We start from the raw sequence: 18,775 nt of genomic DNA on the forward strand, positions 1-18,775 counted from the left end.
TTGACTGTCTCAAACCCGAAGATGATTTGGCCGCTCTTTTCAGGGCGGCTTTTTCTTTGTTTAGGGTCAATATTATTTCAGGAGCCTAATTTGTAGCGACCAGCCTGATCTGGCAACCATGCTTCGATTGCAGCGGTGGCGATCACATGTTTGCTGCCATCCGCGCCGTCCGATACATCCAGCCCGCCTTGAACGGCACGTACAGTTGCACGTCCGCGCGGCAGATCAGCGACCACAAGATCACAGTCTACTTTACCTGGTTCCTGAACACCGATGGTGACCTCGACTCGCATTTCACTGTGATCAATTCCCAGTTTGGCAAATAGGGTAATCGACGAGTGATGCAGTGCGTCCTGAACAGCGCGGCGGGCCGCTTTGGTATAGTCCTGCCCATAAAGGTCGTTGCCGGTGCCCATTTCCAGAATGATGCGTTTTTCAGTCATTCTACTGGCTCCATATCAAATGATACGATGATGGCAGCATTGGCGATCACGGTATGCCCGCTACCGGGTTTGTTTATATCGAGCCCGCCGTTGGTCACATGAATATCGGGCGTACCGTAGGGAAAGATTTCGTATAGCTCAGCAAGATCCACAGCATCTGGGTTCTGTACTCCGATTTCAGCCCGGATCCGCATCGCCTCTTTGGGGAAATCGAACAGTTCAGCGATATTGACCGAGTTATGCCAAAGCGCATCCTTTATCGCCCGCTTTGCGGCCTCGGTGTAGTCTTGCCGCCGCAGCGACGTACCCATGCCGAATTCTACCAGCACACGTGTCTCAGCCATGATGCCTCCCTAAATTTCGCGATGTGAACCCAACTCATGAAAAAGGCGCCCCAACGGGACGCCTCTGAAATTTATCTGATCCCATTCGGATCAGATCGAGTCATCTATCCAGCTTTGCAGTGCGGCTTTGGGTGCAGCACCGGAACGGTTGGATACAACCTGACCGTCCTTAAAGATGAACAGCGCGGGAATACCGCGGACGCCCATTGCCGATGCGGCGTTTGGGTTGCTGTCGACATCGACCTTGGCGATCTTGATCTTATCACCATATTCAGCGGCCAGCTCTTCCAGAGCGGGACCAATTTGTTTGCAGGGACCGCACCATTCGGCCCAGAAATCCACCACAACGGGGACTTCGGAATTCTTCACTTCGGCGTCAAAAGTGTCATCGGTTACGGCGACGGTGGACATTGGAATGTCTCCCTAAGAGTGTGGCAGTTCGGCTGTGAACCTATGAACGCCTTAACGGATCGTCAAGGTATCTGGCGGCGGTTAAGGGCAGATGACACAAGATCGTGTGGGAGCCACATCAGCGATGCGTTGCGGGTCCAAAGCAGCGCGGTATCGATCTGCCGATCGGGATAAAGCACAGCCAGAGCATGTGCATAAGCTCCCATTTGCCGCAACAATCCCTCCGGGCAAGTTTCGACGCTGGTTGGAACCGTAGCATTCGATTTGAAATCGATTGCTTGCACCTTATCGGGGGTCACGATCAACCGGTCGATCACGCCATGCATGCGGCGTCCATCCAAATCAGCGGAGATCGCGACTTCTGCTAGGGTATCAGGTGCAAAAACATCTCTCAGGTAAGGGTTTGTCAGGACGCGCGTAGCTTCGGCCAGCAAATTGGCGGTGTCATCGTGCCCTGTGAGCAGCGTTTCTGCCAATTGGGGCCAAGTATCTGGATCTGTAACCGGCAGATGTTCCAGCAGGCTGTGTAGTTTACTTCCTCGCGCTTTAGCGGCGTCTTCGTCCTGGCCGAGGTCGCCCGGTAGCGCCTTGGCGCCACCGAGTTCCGAAGGGCTAAGGGTTGATACCGGTGGGAGGTAGGGCGATGGCGGTCGCTGAAACAACTCGGGCAGTTGCGGTTTGCTGACCATCACTGGCGGGTTGTCGTGGTATGGCAGGCCATCCCAATCACCATGTTGCAGGCGCAGCCCCTCGCCGAAGCCGGTATCATAAGGGCTGGCGCCCGCTTCTTTCAGCGCACGTTCGACCATCTGGTACCAACTGTCCCCGTCTTTTGATAGCTCCCCAGCACCGACAACAATCAGCCATTTTTCAGCCCGTGTCAGGGCCACATAAAGCAGTCGTAGCCGTTCGTTCCGGGCTTTTTCTTGTGCGGTTTCACGAGCGGATTGCATCACTACGGGCATTTGTGCGCTGGGTAGCTTCCACATCGGGCCACCCTCGGCACGCATGATTTCGTCATCACGGGGAGGCTTGCGTTTGGCCGTGTCAGGCAGAATGACGATCGGAGATTCCAAACCTTTGGATCCATGGACTGACATCACCCGGATCATGTTTCCGGCCGCTCCCATCTGGCGCTTGATCTCTAGATCGTCCGCCTGCATCCAGACCAGAAATCCGGTGAGGCTGGGTATATCTGTGCGCTCATAGGCCAACGCCTGACTGAGAAGCGCATTTATACCATCCTCGGCTTCCGGCCCCAGCCGGCCTAGTAAGCGCTGGCGTCCTGTGTGGCGGGTCAGTATCCGCTCAATCAAATCATAGGGACGCAGGAAATCAGTCTGACTGCGCAGATCATCCAGAATTTCCATTGTTTCGGGGTACTCGGCCGCCCGGTCCCTCAGTGCCGTCCAGAGATAGCTGCCACCTTCGCGGCGATGCGCTAGATCAAACAGCGCCTGTTCACTCCAGCCAAAAAGCGGTGATTTCAGGGTAGCAGCCAGAGACAGGGAATCCTCAGGCGTGGCGAGGAAAGACAGTAATGCAGCCAAGTCCTTAACCGCCAGTTCAGCGCCGATTTTCAACCGATCTGCGCCAGCGATGGGCAGGCGAGCGGCTTTGCAGGCACGAATGATCTCCGAAAACAGCTCCGATCGACGCTGAACAAGGATCAGGAAATCTCCCGGCTGTACCGGGCGGCGCTGGAAACTGCCGCGTTCGGGACCATCTTCCGGCAGGGTTACTTTGCTGTCGATCATCTCCTTGATGGTTGCCGCGATCCGCTCGGCTAGTATGACCGTATGATGGCGAGCACCGGGGCGATCTACCGGATCGGTCCAGTCACGCTCTTCCTCGGTATCGACTTTTTCGACCACCGGCCACAGATCGACCCGGCCGGGTAGTTCAGATTTGAAGGCGCGATGAAGGGCGTCACGGTGAAAACCCGCACCAGGGCTGTCCTTGAAGACTAGATCAACCATACCCAAGATCGCCGCCGATGAGCGAAATGAAAACTCAAGGGCGGCATTCTGTAAGGCACTACCCGTCTCTGCCAGCCGGTCCGCGAATTCTGCCTGCATCCGATCAAAGGCGTCAGGATCAGCGCCCTGAAAGGAGTAGATCGACTGTTTCTTGTCACCGACTACAAAAATAGTGCGCTCGACATCGGACCGCGCGCCTTCGCCAGCCGTGAATTCCTGCGCCAGTTTTTCCACCACGTCCCATTGCACTGGGCTAGTATCCTGGGCTTCGTCCACGAGGATATGATCAATCCCGCCATCCAGCCTGTAGAGAACCCAAGCTGCGACAGTGGGATCATTCAGCAACTGGCGTGCTTTGAGGATCAGATCGTCGAAATCGAGCCATCCCCGCAATTGTTTGCGGCGATCATATTCGGGCAGAAAGGCAGCGGCGAAATCGTGCAAGATTAAAGATTTTTCAACTGCAACCAAGGCAAGGCGCTGCGCACGTGCAGCTTCAACCCGCCGCATCAAAGGTTCCAGCTGATCCATCAACGCGATATTGCTCTCCCGAAGTTTCTTGGTGGGAAAGGCATTGATTTTGGCACTGAAGGGGGCTTTTGCGGTAGCTCCAGTCAGAAAAACGGATTCCAGAACCGGTAGGTCAGCAAGGGACGGCTCTGCAATTTTCCTCAGTTTAGCTGCGGCCTTGGCGTCAGTGCTGCCACCTTGTTCTAATATCGTACAGAGGCGTGTCAATAGATCGCCCTCGCCGCCAAGAAATACACTGTGTTCTAAGGCCCTGGCATCAAAATCTGCGGGAAGGTCAAACAGAGACAACAGACCTGCCCGATCCAGCGGCGCTTCAAAATCCAAACGACGCTGACAAATGGCAGCGGTTAGTGACTCGAAATCACTGTCGGTCACCTGTCGGGCAAGTCTTACAATGAGGTTGGTTTTGTCCGGATCAGCGCTGTTGGCGATCGCTTCGACCACCTCAGCCCTTAGCAGCATCGCGGATCGGTCTTCCATTTCGGAAAATTGCGGACTGACGCCTGCCTCCAATGGAAACCGGCGCAGCAACGATGCACAAAAGGAATGGATGGTCTGAATTTTCAGGCCGCCGGGGGTTTCGATTGCGCGCGCAAACAGCGTGCGGGCCTGCGCCATTCCCTCGGACGAGATTACATCTTTAGCGCCCAGCTCTGTCAGAGCGGCGGTCAGCGCGCTATCCCCTAACATTGCCCATTCGCCTAGTCGTTTGAACAGGCGGTTCTGCATCTCACTAGCGGCAGCTTTAGTATAGGTCAGGCAAAGGATGTGTTGCGGTTGTACGCCGCGCAACAACAATCGAGCTACCCGGTCAGTCAGTACCTTGGTTTTGCCGGATCCCGCGTTTGCAGCCAACCATGTAGAGGCATCTGGACGGGCTGCGCGGAACTGCGCCTCAGAGGCGGCGTCGCGTGTAGTCATGTCAAAACCTCGGGTTCTGGTGCGGCGCTTCGATCCCATTCTCCGTAGCGGGCCAGATGGTCGTAATCGCCTGTCTGTGTGTCCTGAAACACCATACGACGGCTACTGTAGCCTTGCTCAGGCTCGAAATATGCGCCTATCAGCTTAACCAGCTCTTCCCAGACCTTACCCGGAGGCTCATCCAGCAGAGGAGCTGGAACCTCTTTCAGTGGGTTTTTGAGGCCAAGAAACAGGGCGCGTTCCACTCTGCCCTGCCCGTAGTTTTCAAAAGCACCACGCTCTGCCATAGCAGCCTCAATAAGAAGCTGCTTTTCAAAGGCTCTTTGCTGACCCTCCGAAGGCGGATCACCAGTTTTGTAGTCAAAGAGGTGCAGGCCCCCAAGATCGTCAACATCAATCCGATCGGCTGTACCGGCAATCTCGAAATCAAGCGGCGCGACACGTACAGCGCCAGACACTTCAAACCCGGATGGGCGTGCATTGGCTTGCCGCTGGCGTTCACCATTGATGAAATCGTTTGCGATGCGTTCAAGTCGAGCTAGCCATAGGCTACGCGCGATCGGCCAGGGAACTTTGGCCTCGAGGTGGGCACTGGCAGTGGCCAGGAAGTGCTGAACAGTAAGCGTGTTCGGTTCGGCAACCGTGGCCTTGATGAAATCCTCAAGGAACTTGTGTAATACGATGCCGCGCAATAGTGGGTCTGGTTCCTGCACCAAGGAGTCCAGCGGGCGCAGTTTCAGTACATGTTTTGCATAGATTGCATAAGGATCGCGGATCAGGCGCGGGATTTCTGTGATTGTCAGACGGCGAGGACGCGCGGAAACAGGCGGTCGTGGCGCTGGGCGTTTGGCTGCGGGGATAGGTGTCGGTGCCTCCAGCGCTTCAGCCCAACCCAGCCATTCCTGTCCACGCAAACGCATATCTTCAAGTGCGGTAGGACCACCCTGCCCCGGCAGGCCAGACAAGAGATTGGTCATACGATTCAGCCATCGAGACGGCACAGTGTCAGCTTCGTCTGAGCGTTCGGAGCGGGTCATCCAGACTTCAGGTGCGGCGATAGCCTGCTGAAAGTCATGAGCGGACAACCCTATTCGACGCTCTGGTAACAACAGGCCTGCTTGGTGCCGTAGCTGGCGGTTCAACCAGGGGTCAGGGGCTGCGGCTTCTGGCCAGCTGCCCTCGTTCAAGCCGCCAAGGATCACCAGATCGGCCCCCTGCACACGAGCTTCCAGCGTGCCCCATATCAGGATGGATCCGTAAGGTGCATCGCGATCGCGAACTTCCTCTTGCGACAGTAATGCGCGCAGCAGATCGGCAAAATCACGGGCCGTCATCTTCTCGCCGTATCCAGCCTCTGCACGCAGGCTCGCAATGACCCCCAAGGCCTTGCGTCCGGCCTTCTTGTCCCACAAGCCACCGTTGGCGGGGTCCTGACTGCCGCCGCTGATATCTTCTGCAAGCTGTTGCAGGGCTTCAACCCACTGAGACAGAGGCTGCATTCCGCTGACAGTTTGGTCAGCAAAACAACGCGCCAACCAATTGGTCCAGCCAGGTATTAGTTCACGTCCGATTTCAAATGCGGCGAAGCTGTCGGCATCCGGAAACGGTGGCCCATAGCGTCGCAATCGCAACTCAAGCTCACGGGTGTGGCGCAGGTGATCGCCGCGCCCTGCCCCATCGTGACACAGTGGATGTTTCAGCAAAGTCAGCAACGTGTCGCAGGCGAGCGGTTTGCAGAACAACTCCGCAATATGGCGCAGAAAACGGCCGGGCGGTGACAGTTGAAGTGGCTGCCCGGCAGAATCATCCGGCAGAATATCCCAGCGATCCAGAGCAGCTGCCACCTGACGGGTGAGCATACGGTCTGGTGTGATCAGCGCGGCTGTCTGCCCATCTTCGGCGGCCTTACGCAGACGCAGCGCGATAGACAGCGCTTCGGCACGGGGATTTGCGGCCTCGACCAACGTTACATCTTCCGTGGCCTGTGCGATATCGCGCAACTCGGGCCCTTCGCGCATCCATGCGTCAGTTACCGGTGCTGGGCGCAGGGCCAATGACACCATCCTATTGCGGGCAGTGGACGCAGGGGGTGTGTTGACCCATGGCTGGACCTGATCTGGAGTAATTTCCAGATTGCGCATCATTTTGAAGAACCGATATTGCGGGTGATCCTCTGACATCAGCGGATCATCAAGATGTTCCCAGACACGATCAGGCTGCTGATCGTCAAAACCAGGCAGAATAACAGCGCCTTGCGGCAACCTTGCAATGGCCTCCATCAGCATTAACGTGGTGCCGCGAGATCCGGTGGAGCCTGCGAGAATAATGGGATGCTCCGGTGGGGCCTCTTGCCATTCTTCAATGAGATCCAACACGACTTGCCGCTGACGCGCCTGCGTATCCATTGCATTCTCATGTGTTTCGGCGAATTCATCTGCAATCGCGATGAATGTTTGTGCCCGCGCCCAATGACCCGACATGTCAGAGACATCCAGTGATCGTATGCTATCGGGGCTAACGCCTTCGCCCTGCATTTCATCAAACAGTGCAGCCAGACTGTCTGAAAGATCATAGAGAGACGATCGGGCCGCGAGATCCGGTTGGGCCTCCAGGAGTTTGGCAATCAGCTGCGACAACTCCAACCGTCGACGCAGGGGTGGCTGGGCAGGTGGCAGGCCGCGCAGAGTGGCGCGCATATTCAGATCGGTTAGCAGTGAGATCTTTGGCAGTAGCATCGCCGAACCCCGATCAAATAGATCTCGTACTCGTCGTGCCATGCGGGAGGTATTGACGACTAATTCGACTCGCGCCAACGCTTCCGGAGGTGTGTTTTTGCTACGTTCAGCCAACCCATCAACGAGCGCGCGCGGAAAATCGACGCCGCAGGGTACAGCAAAGAGGCGTGGCGTATCTTGGGGCTCAAATCTCATGACGGGTTATCAATTCCTCGGCCAGGGGGATCCCTTCGGGGGTGCCGACATCGCACCAATGACCCGGATATTCCAGTGCAAACAGGCGATTGTCATGCGCCATAAGATCCCACAACGCATTCAGTGAAAATGCAGTTTTCTCGATTTCTGCCAGCCGGTCTGTGCGCAATAGCTGGACGCCACCATAAACCAGATCACCCGTCCGATGCAGGCGTCCTTCTTCATCGGTGTGAAAATCGCCACCGCCAACGCGTCCAATGCTCCTGCCGATAGGAATACATGTCAGAAGTGCGTCCATCCGCGCTGGGTCCCAGGCTTTCTGGAGTAGGCTTAGCGGGTTGAGGCCGCGCCAGATTACGTCGGGGTTCATTGTATAGACCGGGCCAGCATTGGTGCCGAGCAGGGGCAACGCCTGACGCAACCCGCCGCCGGTATCAAGGATCTTGGGCTGTTCGTGGCTTATCACCACTTCGCTATTGGCAAGATGTCTGTGCAGAACGGTGCTTTTGTAATGTGTGTTTGCCACGATCACTGGTGGCTTGATACCGCGCGCTAGATCGAGAGCACGGTCAATCAGCGGGCGACCTGCGACCGGTATCATTGGTTTGGGTTGGTGCTGGGTCAGGTGACGCATTCGCGTACCAAGCCCCGCTGCAAAGATCATTACAGGATATTGACGGTTCGCCATCAGCCGCGCAATCGGTTCAGGACGTCTGGGGTAGGCGTGGGCATCTCCTGACGTAAGAACTCCGCCAGCGGCGCCATTGCAGAATTATCCAACCCACGATAAAAATGATCCCAGACACGTGGGATCAGATCGACGTATTGCGGTTTGCCATAGTCGCGACCTAAGCGGGCGAAGACGCCCAGAATACGCAGGTTACGTTGCACACCCAGCACGGTATAGGCGGCGCGAAAGTTGACTTCGTCGACACCGGTCGCCGCAATGTAACGATCCATCATCTGCATTTCGATTGCCGCAGTCACATCACGACGAGCGTCTTGTAGCATGGATACAAGGTCATAGGCCCGATGACCTGCACGCGCGGCTTGAAAGTCCAGCAATCCCACTTGTGCTACGCCTGAGCGTTCCGGCAACCAGATGAGGTTTTCGGCATGATAGTCTCGCTGCACCAACACGCTATCACCCGTGATCGTGCGCTGCAGAATATCCTCAAACTGGTCGGTGAAATGGGCCAATTGTTCATGCGAAGCCTCGTTGCGGATCACGTCTCGGTATTTGACAAAGGCGAGACCGGAAAGCTCTGCCATCAGCCTTGGACCAAGAGGCTCCAACTCCGGCATGGGGGCATCGTGCAGGGCGACCAATAAATCGGTTGCCGCCTGATAAAGTGGGCGCTCTTGTTTGGGATCGTCGCGCATGATGCGGGCAAAAAGCGCATCACCCAAATCCTCTATCACCAGAAACCCGTTTGTGCGTTCTTCTGCCAGTATCTCTGGCGCACTCAGCCCCTGGTCGCGAAGATAGTTGGCGATCTCAACAAAGGGGGCGACGTCTTCGCCCTGATCTGGCGGTGCGTCCATCAGAACCACAGAAGCACCATTTTGGTCGCGCAGACGTTCATAGCGCCGGTTGGAGGCGTCTCCAGCGAGAGGTTCGCGGGTCCAGCTATGCCATGGGGTGTCGCTAAGAAAGGCAGAGATAAGAAGTTGTCGGTCGGTCATGTTGAAATCTGTTTCATCAGAGGATTCCAGCGCGGATCGTTCCAGCGAAATGTCGCACTACGGCCGTCGTCATTGTCCGGGTCGAGTGATAGCGAAATGTGCAAGGCCGTCTGTGGTGTCAGTTCAGCCAAGCGATCAGGCCATTCAATCAGGCAAATAGCTGTGTCAAAGGCCGATACCAGTCCCAGCTCCTCGATTTCCTCAAGCGCTGACAGGCGATATAGATCTGCGTGCCACAGCTCACTATTGGGCAGATCATAGGTCTGAACGAGAGTGAATGTTGGTGAGGGGACATCCTCGGGTATCAGCATTTGAGATTGAATCAGGCTACGGGCGAAATGGGTCTTACCGGCACCGATTATACCATCGAGCAACAGGCAATCACCGCTGTGTAACTGAGCGCCAATTTGGGCAGCCAGTTCAGCGGTTGCTGCGGGTAAGGGCAGGGGTATCATAAGGGTCTGCGTTGTCATTAGGCGACAATGCCGCTCCGCGCAGAGGGCTGCAAGCTGGAACGAGAAAGCCCGGTATGGAACCGGGCTTTTTCTGTGACATCAACGGAGTTGAGTCGCCTTATTTGTCTTGTTTGGTGATCGCAAATCGCTGTTGATCAACCGGAGCAGGTGCTGGTTCTGGTGCGCGGAAGCTGACCATGGTTGCACCGTTCTGGATAGCACTGACTTTGCAGATGAGCGGCGTGCCGTTGCGTAGCTGAACATTTGCCCACCATGGGGTTCGGCTGTCGCTGCCAGCTACAAAGTCGCGGACCTCGCCCCAGGCTGGGGTGGCGGCACACATGTCTTGCCAGACACGGCTGGAGTCCATGATGGTGATTTTGGCAAAACTGCCGTCTGGATCCATCTGCCATAGGTCATGATAGGCCGCATTTGAAAACGTCATCGTGCCGTCGTTTGCAAAGACTGCGATTGCCTCCTCCATTTGATCCATAATCGATTGGCCCATTTCCAATTCGGACCGGAATTGACGTGTCAGGGTAATCTCGGCGGTGATATCTTCGAACAGGAAAGCGATGGCACCATCAGGGTGTGGGCGACCGGATACGGAATAGACCGAACCAGAGGGTAGAGACCAAGTTTCCTGGTACCGTCCTTCGGCAGCGGCTTCCAGAAGGTCGGCCATCTGGTGACGCCAGCTGGAGTAATTTTTGGGTTCCGGCATCATGCGCTGATCACGTAGCCGATCAAAGAATGTCAGCAGATTCGGGCGCGAGCTGAGAAAATTGGCGGGTAGGGCGGTCAGATCGATCAATACCGGGTTGAACAGTACAAGCTGGCGATTCCGGTCAAAGATTGCGAGACCGATGGACAGCTGGGCAAAAGTTTTTGCCAATGTCTGCACGAAATTGCGCTGGGCGATTTCGGCATCAACGACCGCGTTCACATCGACTGCGTGACACAACCAGCCGGCTTCGGTCTCAGTGGTGGAAATATTATACCATAGCTTCTTTTTGCTTTTGGGCAGCGGGATAGAGATGCGCTCAGGTTTTCCGCTAGCCATCGGATCATCAAGGTTGGTGAACAGAGGTTCGGAAAAATCAATATTGCGGCCACGGATTTTCTGGCTGAGATCATCATAGGCCAGATTGGACCACGTAACAGCACCATCGTCGGACTGCAGCCAGACCGGATAAGGGGCCTGGTGCACAGCGGAGCGCAGCGTGGTCAGCTCCTGGTCGATACTGTGGTTGTGTTCCTCGGATGTTGTACTGCGAAGCTGGACGCGGGTGACACCGTCGATCCATTCGCACAGTGCTTCGCGGCTTTCGGCGTTTGCCGTTCCGGAGAGTACTAGAGGGCCGACGTCTTTCAGGAAACCGGGCGACTGCGGAAGGCCGGGATAGCTGCGAGCCAATTGCTCACGCAGGTTGGCCCAGCTGAAGTTATCGGCCTGTTCGCCGATGAAACGGCGCGCGCCGGACGACCAGCCAATCAGAGTGGTGTCATCAAACAGGAAGACCGCGTCAGAACGCCCGTCTCCTTGAAGCAAGTCCTGCTCAAACCCTTTGGGTTTTGGGTTGGGAGACAGCCACCATACGGCTGCCACCGCCGTTGCCGCACAAAGCGTCGCCAATACAAGCCAGTCGGTCGATAGGATCTGCTGCATGATTTCCGTTACCCACAAGTGTTTTGCTCTCCCGTCAGATGTTTCCCGATAATGGTTAAATGAAGTTTAATTGGTTGCCTAAAAGTGAATAGTTAAATTTCTATACGTTTATTTTCTCCGATGGGAACGGCATTTTCTCCTGTCAGGGCATCAATTTTGCTTCGGGGCCAGCTGACCTGTACAAGAGCGCCGCGCCGCAAAGGATCGCTGGTCAGCATCTGACTGGGGTCAGAACCATTGGCAAAGGACAGCTGTGCGCCGCTGCGTTCCAACAACGTCTTCGCGATGAAAAGACCCAGGCCCATGCCTTCGTACTCCGGTCGTTGTTTTCGATCGCTGTCGTTGCGACGGCGGCGCACAAAAGGATCACCGATCCGGCCCAACAAATGGGACGGATACCCGCGCCCATCGTCACAGATGCACAGTGTGATCGTTTCATCGTTCCAGCTGGCATCAATCCAAACAGTAGTCCGAGCAAAATCCACGGCATTTTGAACCAGATTACGGAGCCCATGGATGATTTCGGGCTGGCGCAGAATGGTTGGGTGCTGTGGGTTGCCGTCTGTTTCCGGCGCTTCATCCAACAGGACTGTTTTGCCGCGGTACATATGCGGTTCGGCGGCTTCATTGACCACAGTTGATAGCGGAGCCTGTCGTAAGTGCAGATCATCCTTACCCGCACGGCCCATGCTTCGCAGGATGTCGCGGCATCTGTCGGCTTGTTCGCGGATCAGGGCCGCGTCCTCGCGCAATTCAGGACGGTCATCCAACTCATCTATTAATTCCGCGCTGGCCAGTTTGATTGTGGCCAGCGGTGTACCCAGCTCATGCGCGGCGGCGGCAACGACGCCGCCTAGGTCGGTTAGCTTCTGCTCACGTGACAGAGCCATTTGCGTCGCAGCTAAAGCATCTGACATGGAGCGGATCTCAGCGCTGATGCGATAGGAATATGCACCGATGAACAGAACCGCGATCACGATGGCCGTCCAATTGCCAAACACAAAGATATCCGGGACACGCAGGACGAACCCTTGTGGCGTCCGCAGGGGCAGATGAAATTCGGCGAGCAGTGTTACAAGAATAATTGCGGTAGCCCCGATAATTAGGGTTGAGCGTAGCCTCATCATCGATGCTGAAATGGTTACGGGCCCAAGTACCAGTAGCGCGAAGGGGTTGTTTAGCCCGCCAGTCAGATACAGTAGGAAATTCAGTTGAAGAAGGTCGAAGAGAACCATTAGAAAGTTCTCGAATTCTGACAGCCGCTTGTTCTGTGGGAACAGGATGATGGCGATCAGGTTTCCCAGAACGGAAATACCAATCGCTATGTAGCACAACACCAGTTCAAGCTGGAGATTATAGAGCTGTTGCGCGACAGTGATGGCTGAAATCTGGCCAAAAATGGCAACCCACCGCAGCAGGATCAGCGTGCGCAGGCGGATCCAATGGCTGCGCTCCTGACCGCTTAGAAGATCAATATTTGTCGCGCTCATACCGCTCTCCGAGGCTACGTGATCAGTGCCAGTCGAGGCCCAGCTATGTAATGGCTGACATAGGGATCTGCGCTGGACAAGCCGAAATCGGACTACCGCACTATCCTTGCACCCTTGGCGCACACAGACAATTGATCTGCCGGTAAGATGGCGCGCAATACATGGGAAAAGACCGGGTATAGCCCCTGGCTGCGCTGATTTGTCCGTCTGGCCATCAGGGTACCGGCTGGGATAGGTCAAACATCGCACAGGATCGCCCGGAAAATACCTGGATGATACGTGGCAGGCGGTTGGTACCGCCCGTTGCATCAGCCGAGATTCTTGGTAGTTCTGACGCAAACTGCCGACCAATCCTTTTCTAGCGCAAAGTGTGATCACATGACCCGTATCTATGCCATCCTCGCTGCCGTTGTTGTTACTGCCTTGGTGGGCGGTGCTTGGGTTGCAACACGAGGAGGCGGAGACGGCGATGAATTTGCGCAATGCCGCAGCAGCAAAATAGCTGGTGGATCCGACACAATCGGAGGTCCTTTTGAATTGTTGAACGCCCATGGCGAGACCGTGACAGACAAGGATGTCATAACCAAACCGTCATTAGTATATTTTGGCTATACTTTTTGTCCGGATGTTTGCCCTCTGGACGTCGCCCGCAACGCAGAGGCTATCGACCTTCTGGACGAACGCGGTCAGGATGTAACGCCGGTTTTCATTTCTATTGACCCAGATCGCGATACGCCTGAGGCGGTCGGCGATTTCGCGGCCAATCTGCATGAACGTATGATCGGCCTGACTGGATCGCATGAGCAGGTTCAGGCGGCCAGCAGGGCTTACAAGACCTATTACAAGAAGCAAGACGGCGACGAAGACTACTATCTGGTCGATCACTCAACCTTTTCCTACCTGGTTCTGCCAGAGCAGGGATTTGTAGAATTCTTCCGTCGCGATGAGACGCCGGAACAGCTCGCTGATAAAGTCGGCTGTTTCTTGGAAAACCTGTAACCCGGATGAAAGTTTGACGTTTCCGAGTCGAGACGTAGTATCAATCTTCAGACCTGACGACAATTCGGGGGAGGCCGATCGCATGGGCGAAGCTGCTATGCAGGAGATAGGACCGGACAAGACGCTCTTGCTGGTCGATGACGACGAGCCCTTTTTGCGGCGCCTGGCAAAGGCCATGGAAAAGCGCGGATTTGAGGTGGAAACTGCTGGATCCGTGGCGGGAGGGAGTGCAATCGCAACTGCACGTCCGCCTGCTTTTGCGGTGGTAGATCTACGGCTTGAGGATGGCAATGGACTTGATGTGGTGGAGATCCTGCGCGAACGGCGGCCCGATAGCCGTGTGGTCGTTTTGACAGGATATGGTGCTATCGCCACGGCGGTTGCAGCCGTGAAAATCGGTGCAACAGATTATTTGTCAAAACCGGCGGATGCATCGGATATCATGAACGCGTTGCTTGCCAATGAAGAAGAACTTCCGCCACCACCAGAAAACCCGATGAGCGCAGATCGTGTTCGTTGGGAACATATTCAGCGGGTTTATGAGCTGTGTGATCGCAATGTGTCAGAGACGGCGCGGCGGCTAAATATGCACAGGCGCACTTTGCAACGGATACTTGCAAAGCGCAGCCCAAAGTAAGGGTACAGGCTTCTCCCACCAAGGGTGCGGCCGTTCTTATGTATGTTACAGTTGAGCCAAGAGATCAGTGTGGCGGGTAACGTAATCTCTACGTACCTCCACAGGTGGTCTCAGTCGAATGGCTAGCCCGTCGAGCAGTGCCGGATCTGGTTTGCCAAAAAGGCGATCTGCCTCGCTACGGGAAAAACCGGCTATCTCAATCGCTTCCATCCAAGCGCTGACCCGGTCGGCTTTCTTTATCTGTGCTTTCACCGTTTTCGGTAGCGCTGCAGGTAAGCCAAAACGGATGTGAATCGCTGCGGTCAGTCTTTGATCCAACTCTTCATAGCTTGGCCCGACTGCGTTTTTTACCGGCGAAATCATATCTCCGATGACATACTCGGGCGCGTCATGCAGTAGTGCGGCAAGTTGCCAGCGTACGGGCGCTTTCGGGTTAAGGCGACAGTACAGTGTTTCTACCAATAGCGAATGTTCTGCGACTGAATAGGCAAAATCGCCAATGGTCTGCCCGTTCCAACGCGCCACAAAAGCCAGCCCATGGGCGATGTCTTCGATTTCGATATCGACGGGTGTCGGGTCTAACAGGTCTAGACGACGACCAGAGAGCATCCTTTGCCAGGCGCGGGGCGGGGTAGGGGGCATTCTTCTCTCGCTTCAGTTGATGGTTTCCTCTGACTAACCGGTGGCTCCGCAGCGTGCAATTGCCTGTCACATGTCATCAATGGAGTTGTTCGGGTTTAGTCAGTATCCAGCGCCTGCCGGTACTTTCGGGCATCTTCGTTGCTTATAAACCATTGCGGTGTTACCTGCTCGAGTAGAAAAAATGTAAACGGAATGGAGCACGCAATGCCCGGGGATTACATCGTCAAGGACATCGCGCTGGCCGAGTTTGGCCGCAAGGAACTGGACATCGCCGAGACCGAAATGCCGGGCCTGATGGCCCTGCGTGACGAATACGGTGACAGCAAGCCGCTGAAAGGGTCCCGGATCGTCGGGTCGCTTCACATGACCATTCAGACCGCGGTTCTGATTGAAACACTGGTCGCGCTGGGTGCGGATGTGCGCTGGGCGTCCTGCAATATCTTTTCGACGCAAGATCACGCTGCGGCTGCAATTGCTGCGGGTGGCACACCGGTCTTTGCTATTAAGGGTCAGACCCTTGAAGAACATTGGGATTATCTGGACCGTTCTTTCCAGTTCCCCGAAGGTGCGAACCTGATCCTGGATGATGGCGGTGATGCGACCCTCTATGTGCTGCTGGGTGCGCGCGTAGAGGCCGGCGAAACCGGTCTGATCGAAGTGCCGACTTCTGAAGAGGAAGAGGCGATCTTTAACCAGATCAAAAAGCGCATGGCCGAAACCCCTGGCTGGTTCACCAAGACCCGTGAGGACATCCAAGGCGTTTCCGAAGAGACCACCACCGGCGTGCACCGCCTCTATGAGCTTGTGAAAGAAGGTCAGCTGCCCTTCCCCGCGATCAACGTGAATGATTCGGTGACCAAGTCCAAGTTCGATAACAAATATGGTTGCAAGGAATCGCTGGTTGACGGAATTCGCCGCGCAACCGACACCATGATGGCCGGCAAGGTCGCGGTGGTTTGCGGTTACGGTGATGTGGGCAAAGGGTCTGCAGCTTCGCTTCGCGGTGCGGGCGCCCGTGTTAAAGTCACAGAAGTCGATCCGATCTGTGCCCTACAGGCTGCGATGGACGGTTTCGAGGTGGTGATCTTAGAAGATGTTGTCGACAGCGCCGATATTTTCATCACAACCACCGGCAACAAGGATGTCATCCGCATCGAGCATATGCGTGAGATGAAGGACATGGCGATTGTCGGGAACATCGGTCACTTCGACAATGAGATCCAGGTTGCCAATCTCAAGAACCACAAGTGGACCAACATCAAAGAACAGGTTGATATGATCGAGATGCCCTCGGGCAACCGTTTGATCCTGCTCTCTGAAGGCCGTTTGCTGAACCTTGGCAATGCGACAGGTCACCCCTCCTTCGTCATGTCGGCATCCTTTACCAATCAGGTATTGGCGCAGATGGAGCTGTGGACACGCGGTGAGACGTATAAGAATGACGTCTATATCCTGCCGAAGCATCTGGATGAGAAAGTCGCTCGCCTGCATTTGGATCGGATTGGCGTCAAGCTGTCGAAATTGGCACCTGAACAAGCCGCTTATATTGGTGTCACACCGGAAGGCCCGTTCAAGCCTGAGCATTATCGCTACTGATCAGGTCCGCCCTGTTTGTGCAGGGCGTGAATGACCCACTAGTGCACCCCGCCATAGGCGGGGTGTTTTTTTACAAGATACTCTGTTTGGGCCGAAACCATGTGGAGCCGTCCGGAAATGATCACTAAGTGTTGAAATTCCCAGTTGCCCTGTTCTGTTCTACGGCTAAGCTGCTGGCATAAGAACTGATCGGGCGCTTTGCCTGACGATAACAATAGTTCCGCTGAATAGCATGGGAGAGAGAGTTTTGGGAAAACGCGACGATCTGATCGAGCAATATGCAAGTGATCTGAAAACAAAATGTGGCATGGAAGCGGATATGGATCTGCTGACGAAAGTCACTATCGGCTGTGGTCCGGCCATCTATAACGCTGATGCGTCGACTGTTGCTGGAAGCCAGAAGTCGGAGCTCGAAACCGTCAAAAACAACTTCTTGATCAAAAAGCTAGGCCTTGCTGATGGCCCTGAGCTGATGGCCGCGATCGACAGCGTGATCGAGACTTATGGCAAGTCCGAGCGCAACAAATACCGCGCCGTTGTCTACTACATGCTGACCAAGCATTTCGGGAAAGAATCTGTCTACAACTAATCAAGCGATAGACGACCGTTGACATGCGCCCGTCGGATAGATCCGGCGGGCGTTTTGCATTCGACATCATAGATTGATCTAAACGAGACCGATTTGAACAGGCTCAGGTTGTATATGTATTGCATTTTACCTGTATTGCCTTTGCGGAATCACCATCCGTCAGCCTATCGTACAGGTACCGGTCAGGACGGCCAGGATCAAAAATTTACGAACACGTGTGGTGGAATTGGAGCACGTGGGGTGAAAGGGAAGATCCTGCCGTATGGTCGGATCTTCCCTTTTCTATTTTCGGCAACCGATCTCGTGCCAGCTTAGGGTCTAAAACAGTGTTAAAACCACGCCCATCGCGCTACAGGCCAGAGCCGCATATCCACCGTCAATCATTGACAGGCGCAATGGCCTTACACTGTATAGATTGTTGATCATGATCCAGGGTGTGATGAAAAACAGCCCCACACCCAAGCCACCAATGAGGCCTCCGCCAACCGTATCAATGCCCGATAGCGCAAAGACATGGCGCATCATACCGGCGACGATAAGCTGCAATGCAAAGGTCGCAGCAAATACTGCGGGGGTTTGACCGCCAGCTGGCTTGCCTTCCTCATCACGCGGTACTTTTGCCGCCTTCATCCAAGGTTCAGCCAGAGCACCATACCAGACTGCACCTAGAACAAACCCGGCAATCGCGGCGGCGACAACGTTCAGAATTTCCATTGATCTCTCCCAAGGCCCTACGTCAGCAGGATAATCTTGTCAGATCAATCGGGGTCTGTCTGCCCCAAGTCGCAGACGATGGCCCATTCATTGGCTGTAACGGGCTGTACAGACAATCGAGAGCTCTTCACCAAGACCATTTCTTCTAGGCGGGGATCCGCCTTGATTTGGTCGAGAGTTACAGGCGTCGTAAAGCTGCGGATCGCTTTTATATCTACACACTCCCAACGAGGATCGTCGGTTGTGCTATCCGGGTGCGCCGCAGCGCAGACCTCTATAATACCGACCACGGATTTCTCCTTCATTGAATGATAGAAGAATCCGCGGTCGCCGATTTTCATGTCTCGCATAAAATTGCGCGCCTGATAGTTGCGCACGCCGTCCCATTCCTCGCCCGCCTCACCTTTGGCTAGCTGGTCTTGCCAGCCCCAGGTCGAGGGTTCGGATTTGAACAGCCAATATGCCATCAGCCAATAACCTTTTTCCAGGTGATCAGCTCAACCGCTTCAAATAGGCTCGCTTTGGCATAGGGATCATTGTCCGCCCATGTCCGCCCTGCGGCCATATCTTCTACGTCAAGGACGATGAGTGAGCCAACCATGCCGCCGTCTTGATCCAGCAGCGGACCTGCCTGTGCGACCACACCGGTTTCTTCGATATAGGCAAGATGTGCTGCGCGGTTGTCCATTCGGGTTTGCAAATGGTCGGGTTTATCGCGCGCGATCAGGGCAATCAGCAT

General features: G+C 55.2%; 18 protein-coding genes. 4 read left to right on the forward strand and 14 right to left on the reverse strand.

The window, feature by feature from the left end:
• Nucleotides 1-77: 77 nt before the first annotated feature.
• The 10 genes from ACEWZM_RS09935 to regB all read right to left on the reverse strand — a co-directional run bounded on the left by ACEWZM_RS09935 (nt 78) and on the right by regB (nt 12,859).
• The gene (locus ACEWZM_RS09935; RefSeq protein ID WP_414006273.1) at nt 78-443 is read right to left on the reverse strand and encodes a Lin0512 family protein; all 366 of its coding nucleotides are present in this window, start codon (nt 441-443) and stop codon (nt 78-80) included.
• Nucleotides 440-787: a Lin0512 family protein gene (locus tag ACEWZM_RS09940; protein WP_414006274.1), complete on the reverse strand. Its 348-nt coding sequence runs from the start codon at nt 785-787 to the stop codon at nt 440-442. The genes ACEWZM_RS09935 and ACEWZM_RS09940 overlap by 4 nt, the downstream gene beginning before the upstream one ends.
• Before the next feature lie 90 nt (nt 788-877).
• Nucleotides 878-1,198, reverse strand: coding sequence for a thioredoxin (gene trxA, locus ACEWZM_RS09945; protein ID WP_414006275.1), 321 nt, complete (start codon nt 1,196-1,198; stop codon nt 878-880).
• A 62-nt stretch (nt 1,199-1,260) separates the two neighbouring features.
• A complete protein-coding gene (addA, locus tag ACEWZM_RS09950; protein ID WP_414006276.1) occupies nt 1,261-4,629 on the reverse strand; it encodes a double-strand break repair helicase AddA in 3,369 nt (1,122 codons plus the stop codon).
• A complete protein-coding gene (addB, locus tag ACEWZM_RS09955) occupies nt 4,626-7,559 on the reverse strand; it encodes a double-strand break repair protein AddB (protein WP_414006277.1) in 2,934 nt (977 codons plus the stop codon). The genes addA and addB overlap by 4 nt, the downstream gene beginning before the upstream one ends.
• Nucleotides 7,549-8,223, reverse strand: coding sequence for a nucleotidyltransferase family protein (locus ACEWZM_RS09960; RefSeq protein ID WP_414008002.1), 675 nt, complete (start codon nt 8,221-8,223; stop codon nt 7,549-7,551). The genes addB and ACEWZM_RS09960 overlap by 11 nt, the downstream gene beginning before the upstream one ends.
• Nucleotides 8,224-8,246: 23 nt before the next feature.
• Nucleotides 8,247-9,245 (reverse strand): aminoglycoside phosphotransferase family protein, encoded by a 999-nt coding sequence (locus ACEWZM_RS09965; RefSeq protein WP_414006278.1) that lies wholly within the window; start codon nt 9,243-9,245, stop codon nt 8,247-8,249.
• Nucleotides 9,242-9,718 (reverse strand): tRNA (adenosine(37)-N6)-threonylcarbamoyltransferase complex ATPase subunit type 1 TsaE, encoded by a 477-nt coding sequence (gene tsaE / locus ACEWZM_RS09970; protein ID WP_414006279.1) that lies wholly within the window; start codon nt 9,716-9,718, stop codon nt 9,242-9,244. Before tsaE ends, ACEWZM_RS09965 begins: the two co-directional genes overlap by 4 nt.
• Nucleotides 9,719-9,818: 100 nt before the next feature.
• The gene (locus tag ACEWZM_RS09975) at nt 9,819-11,369 is read right to left on the reverse strand and encodes a PAS-domain containing protein (protein ID WP_414006280.1); all 1,551 of its coding nucleotides are present in this window, start codon (nt 11,367-11,369) and stop codon (nt 9,819-9,821) included.
• Between the two features lie 92 nt (nt 11,370-11,461).
• Nucleotides 11,462-12,859 (reverse strand): sensor histidine kinase RegB, encoded by a 1,398-nt coding sequence (gene regB, locus ACEWZM_RS09980; RefSeq protein ID WP_414006281.1) that lies wholly within the window; start codon nt 12,857-12,859, stop codon nt 11,462-11,464.
• Between the two features lie 378 nt (nt 12,860-13,237).
• On the opposite strand from regB, the gene ACEWZM_RS09985 reads away from it, so the two are divergent.
• Both ACEWZM_RS09985 and ACEWZM_RS09990 read left to right on the forward strand, forming a co-directional pair.
• Nucleotides 13,238-13,858: an SCO family protein gene (locus tag ACEWZM_RS09985; RefSeq protein WP_414006282.1), complete on the forward strand. Its 621-nt coding sequence runs from the start codon at nt 13,238-13,240 to the stop codon at nt 13,856-13,858.
• A gap of 82 nt (nt 13,859-13,940) precedes the next feature.
• On the forward strand, nt 13,941-14,495 hold the full coding sequence (locus ACEWZM_RS09990) for an ActR/PrrA/RegA family redox response regulator transcription factor (protein WP_414006283.1): 555 nt from the start codon (nt 13,941-13,943) through the stop codon (nt 14,493-14,495).
• Between the two features lie 45 nt (nt 14,496-14,540).
• On the opposite strand, the gene ACEWZM_RS09995 is transcribed toward ACEWZM_RS09990, so the two are convergent.
• Nucleotides 14,541-15,137 carry an HD domain-containing protein gene (locus ACEWZM_RS09995; RefSeq protein ID WP_414006284.1) on the reverse strand — a complete coding sequence of 199 codons (597 nt, stop codon included), beginning with the start codon at nt 15,135-15,137 and terminating at the stop codon, nt 14,541-14,543.
• Nucleotides 15,138-15,341: 204 nt separating this feature from the next.
• Between ACEWZM_RS09995 and ahcY the strand changes: the two genes are divergently transcribed.
• On the forward strand, nt 15,342-16,733 hold the full coding sequence (ahcY, locus tag ACEWZM_RS10000) for an adenosylhomocysteinase (RefSeq protein WP_414006285.1): 1,392 nt from the start codon (nt 15,342-15,344) through the stop codon (nt 16,731-16,733).
• A gap of 247 nt (nt 16,734-16,980) precedes the next feature.
• Complete coding sequence (locus ACEWZM_RS10005; protein ID WP_414006286.1) at nt 16,981-17,322, forward strand: DUF2853 family protein; 342 nt, start codon at nt 16,981-16,983, stop codon at nt 17,320-17,322.
• 318 nt (nt 17,323-17,640) lie between these two features.
• Here the strand turns inward: ACEWZM_RS10005 and ACEWZM_RS10010 are convergent, their stop codons facing one another.
• From ACEWZM_RS10010 to ACEWZM_RS10020, 3 genes are read right to left on the reverse strand one after another with little or no spacing between them, the layout of a single operon-like run.
• Nucleotides 17,641-18,036: a DUF1761 domain-containing protein gene (locus ACEWZM_RS10010; protein WP_414006287.1), complete on the reverse strand. Its 396-nt coding sequence runs from the start codon at nt 18,034-18,036 to the stop codon at nt 17,641-17,643.
• Between the two features lie 44 nt (nt 18,037-18,080).
• Nucleotides 18,081-18,503, reverse strand: coding sequence for an EVE domain-containing protein (locus ACEWZM_RS10015; protein ID WP_414006288.1), 423 nt, complete (start codon nt 18,501-18,503; stop codon nt 18,081-18,083).
• Nucleotides 18,503-18,775, reverse strand: coding sequence for a YciI family protein (locus ACEWZM_RS10020; RefSeq protein WP_414006289.1), 273 nt, complete (start codon nt 18,773-18,775; stop codon nt 18,503-18,505). Before ACEWZM_RS10020 ends, ACEWZM_RS10015 begins: the two co-directional genes overlap by 1 nt.

The sequence above is a fragment of the Phaeobacter cretensis genome, assembly GCF_047372505.1.
Classification (GTDB): Bacteria; Pseudomonadota; Alphaproteobacteria; order Rhodobacterales; family Rhodobacteraceae; genus Phaeobacter; species Phaeobacter cretensis.